The sequence below is a fragment of the Mycolicibacterium arabiense genome (assembly GCF_010731815.2).
GTDB lineage: Bacteria > Actinomycetota > Actinomycetes > Mycobacteriales > Mycobacteriaceae > Mycobacterium > Mycobacterium arabiense.
Genome location: NZ_AP022593.1, coordinates 443,902 through 460,312, shown reverse-complemented (window position 1 = coordinate 460,312; position 16,411 = coordinate 443,902). Strand labels below are relative to the sequence as shown.

General features: G+C 70.2%; 17 protein-coding genes and 1 pseudogene. 7 read left to right on the top strand and 11 right to left on the bottom strand.

Features of this window, described 5'->3' with window-relative positions; genetic code table 11:
* Positions 1-82 precede the first annotated feature (82 nt).
* From G6N61_RS03865 to G6N61_RS03855, 3 genes are read left to right on the top strand one after another with little or no spacing between them, the layout of a single operon-like run.
* Positions 83-1,369: a competence/damage-inducible protein A gene (locus tag G6N61_RS03865; RefSeq protein WP_163917333.1), complete on the top strand. Its 1,287-nt coding sequence runs from the start codon at positions 83-85 to the stop codon at positions 1,367-1,369.
* A gap of 6 nt (positions 1,370-1,375) precedes the next feature.
* Positions 1,376-2,305 carry a phosphotransferase gene (locus G6N61_RS03860; RefSeq protein WP_163917332.1) on the top strand — a complete coding sequence of 310 codons (930 nt, stop codon included), beginning with the start codon at positions 1,376-1,378 and terminating at the stop codon, positions 2,303-2,305.
* An 8-nt stretch (positions 2,306-2,313) separates the two neighbouring features.
* A complete protein-coding gene (locus tag G6N61_RS03855) occupies positions 2,314-4,806 on the top strand; it encodes a GcvT family protein (RefSeq protein WP_163917331.1) in 2,493 nt (830 codons plus the stop codon).
* A gap of 18 nt (positions 4,807-4,824) precedes the next feature.
* Here G6N61_RS03855 and G6N61_RS03850 read toward each other — a convergent pair whose 3' ends face one another.
* From G6N61_RS03850 to G6N61_RS03840, 3 genes are read right to left on the bottom strand one after another with little or no spacing between them, the layout of a single operon-like run.
* On the bottom strand, positions 4,825-5,196 hold the full coding sequence (locus G6N61_RS03850; protein ID WP_235887399.1) for a hypothetical protein: 372 nt from the start codon (positions 5,194-5,196) through the stop codon (positions 4,825-4,827).
* A gap of 4 nt (positions 5,197-5,200) precedes the next feature.
* The gene (locus G6N61_RS03845; protein WP_163917330.1) at positions 5,201-6,118 is read right to left on the bottom strand and encodes an alpha/beta fold hydrolase; all 918 of its coding nucleotides are present in this window, start codon (positions 6,116-6,118) and stop codon (positions 5,201-5,203) included.
* 60 nt (positions 6,119-6,178) lie between these two features.
* Entirely contained in the window at positions 6,179-6,544 is a 366-nt protein-coding gene (locus tag G6N61_RS03840; RefSeq protein WP_163917329.1) for a hypothetical protein, read from the bottom strand.
* A 159-nt stretch (positions 6,545-6,703) separates the two neighbouring features.
* On the opposite strand from G6N61_RS03840, the gene G6N61_RS03835 reads away from it, so the two are divergent.
* On the top strand, positions 6,704-7,357 hold the full coding sequence (locus tag G6N61_RS03835; protein WP_163917328.1) for a response regulator: 654 nt from the start codon (positions 6,704-6,706) through the stop codon (positions 7,355-7,357).
* A gap of 4 nt (positions 7,358-7,361) precedes the next feature.
* On the opposite strand, the gene G6N61_RS03830 is transcribed toward G6N61_RS03835, so the two are convergent.
* Positions 7,362-7,718 (bottom strand): response regulator transcription factor, encoded by a 357-nt coding sequence (locus G6N61_RS03830; protein ID WP_163917327.1) that lies wholly within the window; start codon positions 7,716-7,718, stop codon positions 7,362-7,364.
* Between the two features lie 109 nt (positions 7,719-7,827).
* Between G6N61_RS03830 and G6N61_RS03825 the strand changes: the two genes are divergently transcribed.
* Complete coding sequence (locus G6N61_RS03825) at positions 7,828-9,354, top strand: GAF domain-containing sensor histidine kinase (protein ID WP_163917326.1); 1,527 nt, start codon at positions 7,828-7,830, stop codon at positions 9,352-9,354.
* 21 nt (positions 9,355-9,375) lie between these two features.
* On the opposite strand, the gene G6N61_RS03820 is transcribed toward G6N61_RS03825, so the two are convergent.
* From G6N61_RS03820 to G6N61_RS03805, 4 genes and pseudogenes are all read right to left on the bottom strand, one after another.
* A complete protein-coding gene (locus G6N61_RS03820) occupies positions 9,376-10,839 on the bottom strand; it encodes an amidase (protein ID WP_163917325.1) in 1,464 nt (487 codons plus the stop codon).
* 51 nt (positions 10,840-10,890) lie between these two features.
* Positions 10,891-11,372 (bottom strand): annotated as a pseudogene (locus tag G6N61_RS03815) (nuclear transport factor 2 family protein).
* Entirely contained in the window at positions 11,372-12,418 is a 1,047-nt protein-coding gene (locus G6N61_RS03810; RefSeq protein ID WP_163917324.1) for a TerC family protein, read from the bottom strand. Before G6N61_RS03810 ends, G6N61_RS03815 begins: the two are co-directional and overlap by 1 nt.
* 173 nt (positions 12,419-12,591) lie before the next feature.
* Entirely contained in the window at positions 12,592-12,831 is a 240-nt protein-coding gene (locus G6N61_RS03805) for a hypothetical protein (protein ID WP_163917323.1), read from the bottom strand.
* 50 nt (positions 12,832-12,881) lie between these two features.
* Between G6N61_RS03805 and G6N61_RS03800 the strand changes: the two genes are divergently transcribed.
* Positions 12,882-13,289, top strand: a complete 408-nt coding sequence (locus G6N61_RS03800; protein WP_163917322.1) for a VOC family protein — start codon at positions 12,882-12,884, stop codon at positions 13,287-13,289.
* 30 nt (positions 13,290-13,319) lie between these two features.
* The gene (locus G6N61_RS03795; protein ID WP_163917321.1) at positions 13,320-13,961 is read left to right on the top strand and encodes a nitroreductase family protein; all 642 of its coding nucleotides are present in this window, start codon (positions 13,320-13,322) and stop codon (positions 13,959-13,961) included.
* 97 nt (positions 13,962-14,058) lie between these two features.
* Here G6N61_RS03795 and yaaA read toward each other — a convergent pair whose 3' ends face one another.
* From yaaA to G6N61_RS03780, 3 genes are read right to left on the bottom strand one after another with little or no spacing between them, the layout of a single operon-like run.
* A complete protein-coding gene (gene yaaA, locus G6N61_RS03790) occupies positions 14,059-14,805 on the bottom strand; it encodes a peroxide stress protein YaaA (protein ID WP_163917320.1) in 747 nt (248 codons plus the stop codon).
* Positions 14,806-14,816: 11 nt separating this feature from the next.
* Positions 14,817-15,962 (bottom strand): alkaline phosphatase family protein, encoded by a 1,146-nt coding sequence (locus G6N61_RS03785; protein WP_235887398.1) that lies wholly within the window; start codon positions 15,960-15,962, stop codon positions 14,817-14,819.
* Entirely contained in the window at positions 15,963-16,382 is a 420-nt protein-coding gene (locus G6N61_RS03780; RefSeq protein WP_179973561.1) for a Rieske (2Fe-2S) protein, read from the bottom strand. It lies immediately after the preceding gene.
* Positions 16,383-16,411: the final 29 nt, after the last annotated feature.

Genomic DNA, 16,411 nt, shown 5'->3' with positions numbered 1-16,411 from the left:
AGCTACCGGGGACGGATGACCGTGACCTGAACGGAAGGCAACCACGCGCGCCGGGGCCCGCGGTCGACGTAGGGTCGTCCGGGTGAGCGCACGCGCGGGAATCGTCGTGACGGGTACCGAAGTCCTGACCGGGCGGGTCCAGGACCGCAACGGGCCGTGGCTCGCCGATCAGCTACTCGAACTCGGCGTGGAACTGGCCCACGTCACCATCTGCGGGGACCGGCCTGCCGACATCGACGCGCAGTTGCGCTTCCTCGCCGCCGAGGGCGTCGACCTCATCATCACGAGCGGGGGCCTCGGCCCCACCGCCGACGACGTGACCGTGGCGACGGTGGCCGAGTTCTGCGGCCGCGACCTCGTGCTCGACGACGCGCTCGAGGAGCGGATCGCAGGCATCCTGCGGCGACTGATCGGAAACCGCGCCGGTGTCGACTTCGCCGCTGTGATGACCGCAAACCGCAAGCAGGCCATGGTCCCCGAGGGTGCGGAGGTCCTCGACCCGGTGGGCACCGCGCCCGGCGTGGTGGTGCCCGGAACCCCGACGGTGGTGGTGCTGCCCGGCCCGCCCCGCGAACTGCAGCCGATGTGGCCGCGCGCGCTCGCCACCGCAGCCGTGCAGGAGGCGATCGCCGGTCGCACCGTCTACCGCCAGGAGACGATCCGGATGTTCGGGCTGCCCGAGTCGGGGCTGGCCGAGACGCTGCGCATCGGCGAGGCCGGTATCGACGGGTTCGACCGCATGGAGATCACCACGTGCCTGCGGCGGGGCGAACTCGAGATCGTCACCCGCTACGAGCCCGCGGACGCCGCGATCTACGACCAGCTCGTCGAGCTGCTGCGCACCCACCACGGCGCAGAGATGTTCTCCACTGACGGAGCGTTGATCGACGACCAGGTTGCCGAACTGCTCGCGGGCCGGACGATCGCCACGGCGGAATCGTGCACCGCGGGCATGATCGCCGCCCGCCTGACCGATCGCGCCGGGTCATCGGCCTACGTCGCGGGCGGGGTGGTGTCGTACTCGAACGACGCCAAGGCCGAGTTGCTCGGGGTCGACCCTGCGTTGATCGCGTCGCACGGAGCAGTGTCCGAGCCCGTCGCCGAGGCGATGGCCGCCGGAGCGCTCGCACGCTTCGGCGCCGACACCGCCGTCGCGACGACGGGCATCGCCGGACCTGGCGGCGGCAGCGCCGAGAAGCCGGTCGGCACCGTCTGCTTCAGCGTCCGGCTCGGTGACGGCACCACGATGACGAAAACCCTTCTGCTGCCCGGTGACCGATCCGACGTCCGCGAGCGGTCCACCACCGTCGCGATGCACCTGCTGCGTTCGGTGCTCAGCCGTGCTGCGACACCGAGCCGGGGGAGCTGAGCGGCGTTGCCGTTCTCCTTCGGCAGTGTCGAACTGGCCGAACTCGACGCCCTCCTCGAGCAGTTCCCCGTGCTCGCCGGTCGTCCACGGGAACTCGAGGACCTCGCAGGCGGCCTGACCAATCGCAACGTCAAGGTGACCACCCAGTCGGGTGTCTACGTCGCACGGTGCTGCGACACGTCGAGCAGCCTGCTCGGCATCGACCGCGACAACGAGTACGCCAACAGTCGCGCGGCTGAGGCGGCCGGTGTGGGAGCACCGGTCATCGACTACCGCCCGGACCTCGGCATCCTGCTCATCGGGTTCGTGCCGGGCCGCACCCTGTGCGACGACGACTTCGCCCGCCCGGGCGTCATCGCCAAGGTGGCCAACGCTTGCCGGGCACTGCACGCGGGGCCGCGCTTCCGCGACGACTTCGACATGTTCACCCTTCAGCCGTCGTATCTGAAGGTCATCTCGGACAACGGGTTTCGCATACCCGATGATTATCACGACTACGCCGAGCGGTTCGCGGCGATCCGCGAGGCGCTGGCCGACGACCACACCACCGTGCCGTGCAACAACGACCTGCTGGCGGCCAACTTCGTCGAGGACGGCGACCACGTGTGGCTCATCGACTACGAGTACTCCGGTAACAACGATCCGTGCTTCGAGCTGGGCAACGTCTGGCGGGAGTGCAACCTGTCGCTCGAGCAGTTCTCCGAACTCGTCACCGCCTACCACGGCCGTGCGTCGCGCCGCACGTTCGCGCGGGCCCGGCTGCAGGGCACGGTGTCGCAGTACGGCTGGACCCTGTGGGGCTGCATTCAGAACGGCGCCAGCGCATTGGAATTCGACTTCTGGGAGTGGGCCATGGAGCGTTACGAACGCGCCGTTGAGGAGTTCCGGGGTCCCGACTTCACTCGACTGCTCGACGACGCGCGAGCACCGGACTAAGGAACGACGTGACTCAGGAAGCGAACCAGGACACGACCGGCACTGCCCTCCCCACCCGCGCCCAAGTGGTGGTGATCGGTGGCGGTGTCATCGGAACCAGCGTGGCCTACCACCTGACCAAGCTCGGGTACACCGACGTGCTGCTGATCGAGCAGGGCCGGTTGTCGTCTGGGACCACGTGGCACGCGGCCGGTCTGGTGGGTCAGCTGCGCGCGTCCGAGGGCGGTACCCGACTGGTGCAGTACTCGACTCAGCTGTACACCGAACTCGAGGCGGAGACCGGCCTCACCGCCGGCTACCGGCAGTGCGGGGGAGTCATCGTCGCGCGCACCGAGGACCGCATGACGCAGCTGCGGCGCACGGCCGCCAACGCCGCGGCCTTCGACCTCGAATGTGAGCTGATCACACCGGAACAGGCGCTCGAGCACTACCCGATGATGCGGATCGACGACCTCGTCGGTGCGATCTGGCTCCCAGCCGACGGTCGCGCCAACCCCACGGACCTGACGTTGGCGCTGGCGAAGGGCGCTCGTCTGCGCGGCGCGCGGATCGTCGAGCGCACCAGGGTCATCGGGACGACGGTGGCCGACGACGGCGGTCGGCGCCGCGTGGTCGGCGTGCGTACCGACGCCGGTGACGTCGAGGCCGAGATCGTCGTCAACTGCGGGGGACAGTGGGCCAAGCAGCTCGCTGCCATGGCGGGCGTCAACGTCCCACTGCACTCGGCCGAGCACTTCTACGTCGTGACCGAGGCGGTCCAGGGCGTGCATCCCGACCTGCCGATCCTGCGCGACCCCGACGGGTACACGTACTTCAAGGAGGAGGTCGGCGGCCTGGTGATCGGCGGCTTCGAACCAGAGGCCAAACCGTGGGTCGGCCCCGACCAGATCCCGTACCCCTTCGAATTCCAGCTCCTGGAAGAGGATTGGGACCACTTCCAGATCCTGATGGACAACGCCCTGCTGCGCATACCGGTGTTGGAGCAGACCGGGTTGAAGAAGCTGTACAACGGGCCGGAGAGCTTCACGCCCGACAACCAGTTCATCCTCGGCGAGGCTCCTGAGTGCGCCGACTACTTCGTCGCCGCAGGCTTCAACTCCGTGGGCATCGCATCTGCGGGTGGCGCCGGCCGCGCGTTGGCGGAGTGGATCGTCGGTGGGGCGCCGACCAGCGACCTCACCGGGGTCGACATCCGGCGCTTCGCCCCGTTCAACGGCAACAACCGGTGGTTGCACGACCGGGTCGCCGAGGTCCTCGGCGTGCACTACGAGATCCCCTGGCCCAATCGCGAATTGACCACCGCGCGACCGTTCCGGCGGTCCCCGGTCCACCACCTGCTGGTCGCGGCCAAGGCCAACTTCGGCAGCCGGATGGGGTGGGAGCGGGCCAACTTCTTCGCCCCCGCCGGCGAGCCCCCCGTCATCGAATACTGCTGGGGCAAGCCGAACTGGCTGCCGTGGTCGGCGGCCGAGCAGGCCAGCACCAGGACCGGCGTGACGGTGTTCGACCAGACGTCGTTCTCGAAGTACCTGATGGTGGGGCCCGATGCCGAGGCCGCGCTGCAGTGGCTGTGCACCGCCGACGTCGCCGTCGACGTGGGCCGCACCGTCTACACCGGCATGCTCAACGCCCGCGGCACCTACGAGGCCGACGTGACGGTCACCCGCACCGCGCGGGACGAGTTCTTGATCGTCAGCAGCGCCGCGACCACCGAGCGCGACAAGGACCACATCGTGAAGAACCGCCCGCCGGGCAACACCGCTGCGCTCGTCGACGTCACCTCCGCCATGGCGGTGTTCGGCGTCATGGGTCCCCGCTCGCGCGACCTGCTGGCATCGCTCAGCGACGCCGACCTGTCGGACGACGGCTTCCCGTTCGGGACGAGTCGGCTGATCTCGCTGGGGTACTCCACCGTTCGCGCCACCCGCATCACCTACGTCGGCGAGTTGGGTTGGGAACTCTACGTTCCGACGGAGTTCGCCGTCGGCGTGTACGAGGACCTGATGACGGCGGGCGCGGCGTTCGGCGTGGCCCGCGGCGGCTACTACGCCATCGAGTCACTGCGCCTCGAGAAGGGCTACCGGGCCTTCGGGCGCGAACTCACCCCCGGCGACGGACCCGTCGAAGCCGGACTCCTGTTCGCCTGCAAGCTGACCGGTGACGTGGACTTCCTCGGACGCACCGCCGTGGAGAAGGCCCGCTCCGACGGACCGCGCCGCCGCGTCGTCGGATTCCAGGTTGATTCGCCCGAAGCCATGCTCTGGGGTGGTGAACTCGTGCTGCGCAACGGCCGGGTCGCCGGCCAGGTGACGTCGGCGGCGTGGGGCGAGACCACGGGGGCGTGCGTTGGTCTGGCGTACGTCCGGTCCGCCGACGGCGAGCCGATCGACGCGACGTGGATCGACACCGGGTCCTACGAAGTGAACGTCGGTGGCACCCCGTACCCGATCACCGTGTCGCGCAAGGCGATCTACGACCCGGGCAACACCCGGATCCGCTGAGCCCGGATCGAGCTGAACTCAGCCGCCGACTGCGGCGTCGTACCCGATGCCGCCGAGTGCGAACGCCACGGCGCACAGCACGAACGTCCCGAGGGCGAACGGCCACGCCGGCTTCCTGCGCACCAGCTGCACGACGGTGATGGCGAAGCCCACCAGCGCGATCGCGGCCGCGGCCACCACGGCGGTGCCGACGGCGGTCACGGCGCCGTCGACGCTGCACGTCTGCGGTGGGCAGTGGTCCAAGAACGCGAGCAGGAAGAAGCCCATCAGCGCGGCACCCGCGCCGAACAGCACCGTCAGCACCATGACGACGATCGAGATCACCACGTCGGCCGTCGAGCGCGGAGGCGCTGCGGGCGGCGGCGGGGGCAGGGGCTGGTAGTACGTCACGTCCTCACCGTTCGGCGTCGACGGAGTCCCACAGGTCGATGATGCTGCCGAGGATCTCCTCGGCGACGCCCAGACCGCCGAGGTGACTCTCGCCCGGCAAGGTGAACAGTTCGGCGTCGGGCAGACGCGCGACGACGTGCTGGCCGTGGGCGAAGGGCACGATGTGGTCGGCGTCGCCGTGCCACCAGCGCACCGGCACCTTCACCTCCTCGAGCTGGAAACCCCACTCCTTGGCGAACACGGCGACGTCGGCGAACGGCGCGGACAGCTGCTTGCGGCTGCCGTTGAGCAGGTCGTCGAGGAACATCGCGCCGAACTCCGGCCGAAGGAGGAGACGCCGGTCGGCCTCCGGTGACACCGCGGCGTATGCGTGCAGGGCCACGGGCGCGATCGGCCGGATGGCGTGGACCAGGCCGACGGCGGCCAGCCGCAGCGGTAGTCCGATGAAGGGCAGTGCGGGAGCGACCCTCGACCCGAAGCCCATGAGTCCGCCGCCGATGCGCTCGGCACCGACGGTGGGTGCGACGCCGCCGAGGATGCCGGTCACGACGATGCGATCGGGCATCGCCGCAGCGCACCCCAGCGCGTACGGGCCGCCGCCGGACAGTCCGATGACCGCCATCTGATCGATGCCCAGGACGTCGGCAATGGTGCGCAGGTCGTCGGCGAAGGCCAGCACGTTGGGGTACTGGTGCGGTGTCGACGATCCGATGCCCGGGCGGTCGACGCCGATCAGCCGGATCCGCTTGGCCTCGGCGTATGCGCGCGCCTCGACGGGTATCTGGCGGCGGGCGCCGGGAGTGCCGTGCAGCCAGAAGACGGCACGGCCCTGCGGATCACCGAACTCGGCGAAACCGATCTGACGGTCGGCCCCGACGGCGACGTTGCCTTCCAACTTGGGGCGCTCGATTGACATGGCCATCCGCAGAGTGTCGCATGGGTCACAGCCCGGGCCAGTCGGGTTCGCCGCACCAGCCGGCGGTCAGGACGCGATGCCGACCACCGCGGGCCATTCGAGCCCCAGCCGTTCGACGAAGTCCGTGAACGCCGCGTCGCGGTAGCGCTGTACTGCTGCGGCGCAGACGTCGCGCACCGAGAACGTCACCGTCCACACCACCAGTGCGCGTCCGGTCTCGGCACTCTCGTCGTCCAACACGTCGAACACCTCGATCGAGGCGTCGTAGTCCAGGGCTGCGTAGTCCAGATCTTCGGGGTCCAGAGTCAGGTCTCGCGAGCCCGGCCGCTCTCCGGTCGTGGTCTGCCCGGCTAGCCGTCTCAGTGCGGCGACGATGGCGTGCATGTCGCCGGACGGCGCGTCGATCTCGCTGCGGCATCGAATCTTCGGCATCGGCCCCACTCCTCGCGCCCCATGGTCGTCGGTATTACTGTCGCGCGACGGGCGTCCCGTCGTCGCCGGGGCTGGCCGCCATCTTCGGCGGGGGTTACCCATACCCGGGTCCCCCCGCTAGCCGGTAGCCCGCCCGCATCGGTGCGACAATCCCGTGTGATGAACGCCGTACGAGTAGTGGTCGCCGACGACGACGTCCTGCTGCGGGAGGGGCTGTCCAGCCTTCTCGAGCGATCCGGTTTCGACGTGGTGGGTCAGGCGGGTGACGCGACGGGTCTGCTCGATCTGGTCCGCGACACCCGGCCTGCCCTGGCGGTGGTCGACATCAGGATGCCCCCGTCGCACAGCACCGAGGGCCTCGATGCGGCGAAGACGATTCGCGAGCAGTGGCCCGACGTCGCGATCCTGGTGCTCTCGTCGCACATCGACGTCGATCACGCCATGGAACTGCTGGCCGGCGGACACTCGATCGGTTACCTGTTGAAGAGTCGGGTGACCGACGTGGCCGACTTCGTCGACACCGTCGGACGCATCGCGAACGGCGCCGCGGTGGTCGATCCGGCCCTGGTCGCCGAACTCGTGTCGGCCCGGCGGCGCGACGACCCGCTGGAAGCGCTCAGTGCCCGCGAACGCGAGGTGCTCACGTTGATGGCCGAGGGGTTGTCGAACGCGGGCATCGGGCGCCGGATCTGGGTCACCGAGGGCACGGTGGAGAAGCACGTGCGCAGCATCCTGACCAAGCTGAACCTGCCCGAGACCGGCGACGATCACCGCCGGGTGCGTGCGGTCATCCTGTACCTCGACTCGCTCTGAGCCGTCAGGTCCCGCCCAGGAGGCCGAGGATCGCGCCGGGGGACAGCGCGAACTTCGGCACGAAGCCCAGCGCCGGGCTCGCGGCGATCATGTCGGCGAAGTCGTGTTCGGAGTGCGTCGAGATCAGGATCGTCGACGGTGCGGGATCTTCGGTGGCGTGCAGGCGGTCGACGACGTCGAACCCGCTCTCGGTTCCGAGGTTGACGTCGACGAGGGTGACGTCGGGCCGGAGCTCGCGGTATTGGGACAGCGCCTCGTCGGCGGTGCTGGCCACCCCGACGACCTCGATTCCGGCGCGCTCGAGCATGCTGGCGGCGGCGTCGCGGAAGTTGGCGCTGTCGTCGACGATCAGGCAGCGCACGGGGAACCTCCGGAATTGGCCATGCCCCGACTGTGCCAGCGGGGTCTGCGGGTGGCATTGCTGCTAGCTGGAATACCCCGGTAGGGAAGACGCACTAACATCCGGTGCGATGACAGAGCGCGGAGAACCCACCGACACGCGGCGGTCACTGCGCAGTCGCCTGCTGGCAGTGGTGCTGCGCCCCGACGCGCGCCCGCTGAGCTGGGGGATCGTCGTCGCCGTCGGCTTCCTGGTCGCCGAGACGGCCGTCGTGCTGTTCCTCGGCCGGGTGGCGCCAGAGAACGCGTTCGGCGCCATCTTCCTGCTCGGCGTGCTCGTCGTGTCCGCGGGCTGGAACTTCGGCTTGGCGATCGCCACGTCCATCGCGAGCACCCTGGTGTACCTGTACTTCCACATGGACGGGGTGGCGGCGGCGCTGTTCGTGTTCCTGCCGCTGGCGCTGCTCGCCAACGTGCTGGCGGGGCAGGCGCGGCTGCGGGCGGCCGAATCCGAGCGGCGCCGTCGCGAGGCCGACGCGCTGGCACGTCAGCAGGCCGCGCTGCGCAGGGTGGCGACCGTCGTCGCGCGCGGCGCCGAGCCGGCCGAGGTGTATCCGGTGGCCGTGGCCGAACTCGCCAGGGGCCTCGGCGTCGAACACGTGACGCTGCTGACGTTCGAGGGGGACGACCACTGCGTGGTGACCGCGGCCGCCGAGGTCGAGGGCACGCCCAATCTCGCGGTGGGGGAGCGTCTCTCGCTCGACGGGGACAGTGTCACCTTGCGGGTGCGCGACACCGGCGCACCGGCCCGCATCGACGACTACGCGGGCGTGGCGGGCTCGATAGCCGAGCGGCTTCGCGGGTTGGGTTTGCACTCGGGAGTCGGTTCCCCCGTGACCGTGGACGGCTCGACGAGGGGCGCACTGGTCGTGGGCTCGACGGGCACGGCGCCGCTGCCACCGGAGACCGAGGACAGGGTGTGCGACTTCGCCGACCTGATCGGGACCGCGATCGGCAATGCGGAGACCCGCGCCCAGCTGCAGGCGTCGCGCGCGCGGGTCGTGACGGCAGCCGATCAGGCCCGCCGCGGCATCGAACGGGATCTGCACGACGGTGCGCAGCAACGGATCGTATCGCTGGGCCTCGGGCTGCGGACGCTCGAGGCCTCCATTCCCGAGTCCGACGCGGCGCTGCGCAAGCAGGTCGAGAACCTCATCAACGGCATGGCCGATCTGTACACCGAGCTGCAGGAGCTGTCGCGGGGCATCCACCCGGCGATCCTGTCGAAGGGCGGACTCGGGCCCGCACTCAAGACGCTGTCCCGACGCTCGGTGGTCCCGGTGGGTCTCCAGCTCGAGGTGAATCGCCGACTGCCGGAGTCGATCGAGGTGGCCGCTTACTACGTCGTGGCGGAATCCCTGGTCAACGTCGCCAAGCACGCCAAGGCCTCGGCCGTCGACGTGCGTGCCGAACTCGACGACCACGAGTTGCGTCTTGTCGTCGTCGACGACGGGGTGGGTGGCGCGTCGACCGGCGGTGGCAGCGGCCTGATCGGTCTCCGGGACCGGGTGGAAGCGGTGTCGGGCCGGCTCGACGTCGCGAGCCGGGCAGGCGTCGGCACCACCGTCACCGCACGCATTCCCGTTCCCGCACAGTGACTCTCGCGCCGCGGCGCTAGCTCAACCGGACACCCAGCCTGCCGGCTTGCGGTCGCGCCACGGCATGGCGTCCTCGAGTTGTGCGGCGAGTTGCAGGAGCACCGCCTCGTCGGCCGCCATCAACTGCACGCCGACCGGCAGGCCGTCGGCGGTGGTCGCGAGCGGCAGCGAGATCGCGGCCCAGCCGGTGACGTTGGCGAGCGTCGTCCATCCCGTCGTCGCGAACTCGACGTCGAAGAACTTCCGCGTCGTACCGCGGGGCTGGTCGAGCAGCGCATACGGCGGCGGCGGGGTCAGGAGCGTGGGCACCAGCAGTACGTCGTGACCCGCCATGCCGGTGGCGAATCGGCGGGTCTGGGCGTGCACCGCGGCGATGGCCTCGGCGTAGGCGAGCCCGGTGGTACCGAACCCCTCGCGAACCATGACCCACGTGCTCGCCTCGAACTCGTCCTCGTGGGGTTCGCGGCCGAGGTGCTCGGTGGCGAGCGCGTGGAGTTGGACGTTGCTCACGGTGTGCAGTACGGCGATCGCATCGGCCACGGCGTCGGGATCTATTGTGGGGGAACCCGTTTCGATGCGGTGCCCGAGGCCGGCCAGCGTCCTGGCCACGGCGTCGACGCCTGCGATCACGTCGGGGTGGGTCGTCGCCCCGGGGAACGGCGACTCGGTGGTCGTCAGGATGCGTTGCGGGCCGGGGTCGTTCGCGATGGACAGCAGGAACGGCGTCGTGGGCAGCGGCGCGCTGTACGGGTCACCGGGTGCCGACCCGGTCACGGCGTCCAGCAGGGCCGCGCTGTCGCGGACGGTCCGGGTGAGCGCATGCTCGTTGACCAGTCCCTCGAGCCCGTGCCCGGCGCCGGGCGCGAACGACGTACGGCCGCGGCGCGGTTTGAGCCCGACGAGGCCGCAGCACGATGCGGGCACCCGGATCGACCCCGTGCCGTCGCCGCCGGAGGCCGCAGGGACCACGCCCGCGGCGACGGCCGCCGCCGATCCGCCGCTGGAGCCTCCGGGCGTCGCGTCGGGCGACCACGGGTTGACGGTCGGGCCGTAGAGCGAGGGCTCGGTCGTGCAGTGGTTGCCCCACTCCGGGGTGTTCGTCTTGCCGAACGGGACCAGGCCGGCCTGCAGGTAGTGGTCGACGATCCACGCCGACTCGGTGGCGACGTGGGTGCGCAGCGCCCGAGATCCCATCGCCTCGGGAGCGCCTGCGAGCGAGGCACCGAGGTCCTTGAGCAGGAACGGCACACCCGCCAGGGGTCCGAGGTCGTCGCCGCGCAGCACGCCGGACTCGTCGAGTTGGGTGGCGTGGGAGCGGCCGCGGTCGAACAGGTCGGTGATGACGGCGTTCAGGCCGCGCGTCGCCTCGACCCGCAGGATCGCGGCGTCGAGCAGTTCGACGGCGCTGACGTCACCCGCGGCCACCAGCGCCGCCTGCCCGACTGCGTCGACGTCGGCCAGTTCCAGCGCGGAGTTCAGATCCATCGACGGATCATCGGGCCTGTCGCCGCGCCGGGCAACTCGGGCCGGTGCGGGTCACCGCAGTGGGATGTCGACCGGCGCGCCGCGCTCGGATTCCGGTCGCGGTCCGAACAGCCGGCGTTCGGCGGAGTCGATCGACACGTCGTTGATGCTGGCCTCGCGGCGCCGCATCAGCCCGCGATCGTCGAACTCCCACAACTCGTTTCCGTAGCTGCGGTACCAGCGGCCTGCGGCGTCGTGCCACTCGTACTGAAATCGGACGGCGATGCGATCACCGCCGTAGCACCACAGGCTCTTGCGCAGGACGTAGTCGAGTTCGCGCTCCCACTTCGCGGTGAGGAACTCCACGATGGCGGCACGACCGGTGAGGAAGACGTCGCGGTTGCGCCACTGCGAATCCTCGGTGTAGGCGAGGCTGACGCGGTGCGGGTCTCGGGTGTTCCACGCGTCCAATGAGATTAGAGGGAGGCCGCCTGCACCTTCGCCGTCGCCGAGGCCAGGTCGAACGGTGGCAGTGGCGGCCGAGGCTCGTCCACTAGCTGGGGTCCGAGGTGGGCTTGCTGGGCTCGGGCGTCGCCGCGGAGGTGGTGTCCGGTGCCGCGTCCTCGGCGTCTGCCGCCTTGTCGTCCTTGCGCGTCTTCCACAGGCTGGCGGCGGTCGTGATCGCCAGCGTGACGATGATGACCCCGAGGCTGGCCAGCGTGGGGATCTCGGGCACCGCGACGTGCTCGCCGCCGTTGATGAACGGCAGCTCGTTCTCGTGCAGCGCGTGCAGCACCAGCTTGACGCCGATGAACGCCAGGATGAACGCGAGCCCGTAGGACAGGTAGACCAGACGCTTGAGCAGGCCGCCCAGCAGGAAGTAGAGCTGGCGCAGGCCCATCAGCGCGAAGACGTTCGCGGTGAAGACGAGGTAGGGCTCCTGCGTCAGGCCGTAGATCGCGGGGATCGAGTCCAGGGCGAACAGCAGGTCGGTGGTGCCGAGCGACACGATGACGAGGAACATCGGCGTCATCAGACGCTTGCCGTCCTCCTTGATCCACAGCCGCAGCCCGTCCCACTTGTCGGTGAGCGTGAAGTGGGTGCGGGCGAACTTCACCACGGCGTTGTCACCGTCGTCGTCGTGGTCGCTGTCGCGGACCAGGCCGACGGCGGTGTACACGAGGAACGCGCCGAAGATGTAGAAGATCCAGGAGAACTGGTTGATGGCCACCGCGCCGAGGGCGATGAAGATGCCGCGGAAGATCAGCGCCAGGATGATGCCCACCATGAGGGCTTCCTGCTGGTACTTCTTCGGCACGTTGAAGCTGGCCATGATGATCAGGAAGATGAACAGGTTGTCGACCGAGAGGCTGTACTCCGTCAGCCAGCCGGCATAGAACTCGATGCCGAAGTCGCTGCCGTGGAAGAACCAGATCCACAGGCCGAAGGCGACTGCGGCGCCCACGTACACCGACAGGGCGATCGCGCATTCGCGCAGTGTGGGTTCGTGGGGTCGGCGGGCGATCATCACCACGTCGAACAGCAGGACGGCGACCGTCACGCTGAGCGTGATGATCCACTCGATGCTGGATACGTTCAAAAGTTCCTCCGGACGTGACGAAACGGCCGAGGTCTCTGCCGCCGCGCATCGCGGCCCACGGCACCGGCCGGTCAACCATGAACGACGTGATGACGACACCGCGGCGAAGGAATACTCCCCTCGGCGCACAGTCTGTCAGACGATCAGGGCGCCGGGAAATCGGGCAGCCGACGTCAGTCGCCCTCGATGACCTTCTTGGTGCGCGTCTTCACCGACCTCCTGCCGTCGGTGGCCGACGCCAGGCCGAGGGCTATCAGCACGTCGGCGGCGGTGATGAACAGCCCCCACCAGTACATCCACTTCAACGACGGGTCGGGTTGGCTGGCGAAGAACCCGATCAGGAAGATCGGCCCCACGATGCCGCAGACGAAGACGAACGCCTGGATCTGGACGTAGCGCCAAAACGTCTTCACGGGGTCAGAGGATACGGTCGCCCGCAGCCGACCGGCTAGGCTCCCGCCTCGTGAGATTCGAACTGCTCAGCCCCACCGTCGAGATCGGGTTGGTGACCACCGACCTCGATGCGATGGTCGCCTTCTACGAGGGCTTCCTCGGCCTGGAATCGCAGGGCGACATCGAGTTCGTCGGGGGCAGACAGCGGCGGTACGTGCTGGGCGCCAGTGTGCTAAAGCTCGTCACGTACGACTCACCGCCTGCGGCACCGGTGGCACCGGGCGGTGGCCATGCCCAGGCGGGGCTGCGGTACTTCACGATCGGCATCAACGGACTCCGGGCGGCCGCCGAGGCGTTCGAGGCCGCCGGGCACGAGGTCGTCGAGCCGCCGACGGAGTTCGCGCCGGTGCCCGGGATGGGCTGGATGTTCGTCGCCGATCCCGATGGCAATTCGATCGAGCTGTTCGGAACGCTCTGACGATGGCCGACTGAAGATGGGCGACTGAAGATGGCCGACCTGGTGGCGGACGTCTGGGAGGTCATGTCGACCGCGCGGACCATCCGGCGGTTCACCGACGAACCGGTCGGCGACGACGTCCTCGGACGCTGTCTCGAGGCCGCCACCTGGGCGCCTTCGGGGGCCAACGCGCAGGCGTGGCGGTTCGTCGTGCTGCGGTCACCCGAGCAGCGCGCGGTCGTGGCGCAGGCGGCGAGTCAGGCGCTCACGGTGATCGAGGAGGCGTACAGCCTGACGCGGCCCGCCGCCGACGACGACTCCCACCGCGCCCGCAACGACAGGGCCACCTACGAACTGCACGATCGGGCGGGCGAGTTCACGTCGGTGCTGTTCGTGCAACGGCGTCTGCGTCTGGCGTCGGACATGCTGCTCGGCGGATCGATCTTCCCGGCGATGCAGAACTTCCTGCTGGCAGCCCGCGCACAGGGTCTCGGCGCCTGCCTGACCAGCTGGGCCTCCTACGGCGGCGAGCCCCTGCTGCGCGACGCAATCGGGGTGCCGGAGGACTGGATGCTCGCCGGGCACGTGGTGGTCGGCTGGCCCAAGGGCAGGCACGGCCCGGTGCGCAGGCGGCCGTGGCAGACGGCGGTCAACGCCGACCGGTGGGACGCGCCGGCGCCCGGCATCACCTAGATCGGCTGACGGCATTACCCGCGAGCGTGCGTGAACTCGCGCTCCGGCCCGGCGTGTCGGCCGCAGACACGCACGCTCGCCGGAGAAATCTCGCGGCCTACGCGGGTACGACGACCGTCAGCGCGTTGCCGCTGCGTTCGACGGCCATGCCGACCCGGCGGGCGACGGCCGCGACGCGTCCGGCGTCGTCCGGTTCGGCCCGCGAAGCAACCAGGGCGCGGGCCAGCCGCCCCTTGTGCGCCTTGTTGAAGTGGCTCACCACGGCGCGGCTGCCGTCGGGCCGCTCCGACACGACGTCGACGTCCACCGCTCCCGGCACCCGCCCCAGCGAGGCGTAGGCGCCCGACCGGAGGTCGACGACGAGTTCGTCGCGGGCCAGCGCGGCGAGCACGGGTTCGAGCACCGGCTTCCAGCGGGCGGCCATGGTTCCGCCACCGGGCAGCTTGGACCCCGCCGACAGCCGGTAGGCCGGGATCGCGTCGTCGGCGCGCAACAGTCCGAACAGCGCCGAGCCGATCGCGAGCCGTGCCCGTGCCCGCACGGCCGCGGCACCCTTGAGCGACTCCACGTCGAGGGCGTCGTACAGCACGCCGGTGTAGCGGTGGATCGCAGGCATGGTCGGCGACGCGAGCAGGTGTGCGTTGCGGTCGATCTCGGCGTCCTGCGAGGCGGAGATGCCCAACGCCCGACGGCTGGCGGGCCGGTCGGCCGCCAGGGCGACCAACTCGTCGACCAGCGTCGCGCGCACCGGTCCCAGCTCGGGCGCGCCCAACGCGTCGAGACGCAGGGGTGGGCCGTCGCCGCCGGCGCGCTTGGTCTCCGACGGCGGCAACAGCACGATCACGGGCGATGACGTTAACCGAGGTCCCGGTGTGCCAGCAGGAGGGGGACGCGCTGCTCTGCGGCGGTCAGCGACCCGTGGTGTCCGAGGAACGCGGATTCGACGGGCTCGGTGGCGCGCCGAACGAGCGTGGCCTGGCCCGAGGCCGCGGCGATCACGTCGCCGATGCGTGAGCGGACGTCGTCGGTCACCTTCGGCCCGAACCACCCTGCCGCGATGGCCTCGTCGCGGGTGACCACCCAGGCCTTATCTGCCAGGGTCGACCGCCAGGTGTCGAGGACGCTGTCGACCGCGCCGTCGCGGACGTAGAGGTGCCGCGCCCGCGCCTCGCCGCCGACGTCGAGCACGCCGTCGAGCAGCGCGGGGGAGGCGTCGACGTCGACCGCGTCGGCCGCGTCGACGCCGACCATGCCGTGGTCGGCGACGACTGCGAGCAGGCCGCCCGGTGGTAGCCCGTCGACCACCGACTCGACGAGACGGTCGACCTGGCGCAGCTGCATCCGCCACGCGTCGGAGCCGGGACCGTGCAGGTGGCCGAGCATGTCGAGGTCGGCGTGGTAGCCGTAGCAGAAACCGCCGGCTGCGACCGTGGAGCGCACGGTCGCCGCGAGATCGCCCATGGCGTGGACGCCGACGTACCGGCCACCGCGCAGGACCGCGCGCGTCAGCCCGGAGTCGGCGAACCGGGCGTCGGAGACCACCCGGACCCGAACGCCCGCCGTCGCCGCGCGTTCGAAGTTCGTCGAACGAGGTTGCACGCGTTCGGGTTTCGCCCGCTCACGCAGGTCCTCGCCCCATGGGTGCTCGCGCCAGGTCAAGGCGTTGACGACGCCGGTGTCGGGCAGCCGGAAGGTGTAGCCGACCATGCCGTGTTCACCGGACCGGCGGCCGGTGCCCACCGCGGCCAGCCCCGCGGCGGTCGTCGAGGGGAACCCGACGCCCAGGGTGCGACCCCGCATGCCCGACATGACGGGGGCGTCGGCGGCGTGGGCGTCGAGCAGGTCGGCTCCGAGTCCGTCGATCAGCAGTACGCAGGCACCGGTGACGTCGGCGGGTAGTGCGATCTCGCTGCGGAACCCGGTGGCGCCCATCGCGGTGAGCACGGCGGGCACCACGTCGGCGAGGTGGGGCAGGTGGGCGTCGGGCGAGGGGTGGGACACCTAGCCCTCGACGATCGAGTCGCCCTGCACGGTCACGGCCTTGGGTGACAGTGCCGACGCGGCCGGGCCGTTGACGACCGCGCCCTCGAGGTCGAAGCGGCTGCCGTGGCACGGGCAGACGATGTTGCCATCGGTGATCTCGGATACCGAGCACCCTGCATGCGGGCAGCGGACCGAGAACGCCCTGAAGACTCCGGCGGTCGGTTGGGTCAGCACGACGTCGTCGAGGATGACGCCCGAGCCGACCGGCACGTCGGCCGTGGCCGCCAGCGCCGCGGGGGCACCGCCGTTCGGCGCTGCCGACTGCGGCTGTGGCTTGTCGCCGTAGGTGCTGCAGGCGGTGAGGGTCGTGGCGGCGATGCCGAGGCCGGCGCACGCCAGGACGGTGCGCCTCGATGGTGGGGTGAGTTCGACGGGCACGGGCGGACGCTCCTTGGTTCGGTGGTGAC

What these genes read in the sequence shown, in the direction of transcription:
- G6N61_RS03845 (WP_163917330.1), bottom strand. Translation starts at nt 6,118, where the DNA reads ATGGCCATGTCAATCGAGCGCCCCAAGTTGGAAGGCAACGTCGCCGTC.
- G6N61_RS03840 (WP_163917329.1), bottom strand. Translation starts at nt 6,544, where the DNA reads ATGCCGAAGATTCGATGCCGCAGCGAGATCGACGCGCCGTCCGGCGAC.
- G6N61_RS03835 (WP_163917328.1), top strand. Translation starts at nt 6,704, where the DNA reads ATGAACGCCGTACGAGTAGTGGTCGCCGACGACGACGTCCTGCTGCGG.
- G6N61_RS03825 (WP_163917326.1), top strand. Translation starts at nt 7,828, where the DNA reads ATGACAGAGCGCGGAGAACCCACCGACACGCGGCGGTCACTGCGCAGT.
- G6N61_RS03820 (WP_163917325.1), bottom strand. Translation starts at nt 10,839, where the DNA reads ATGGATCTGAACTCCGCGCTGGAACTGGCCGACGTCGACGCAGTCGGG.
- G6N61_RS03795 (WP_163917321.1), top strand. Translation starts at nt 13,320, where the DNA reads ATGGCCGACCTGGTGGCGGACGTCTGGGAGGTCATGTCGACCGCGCGG.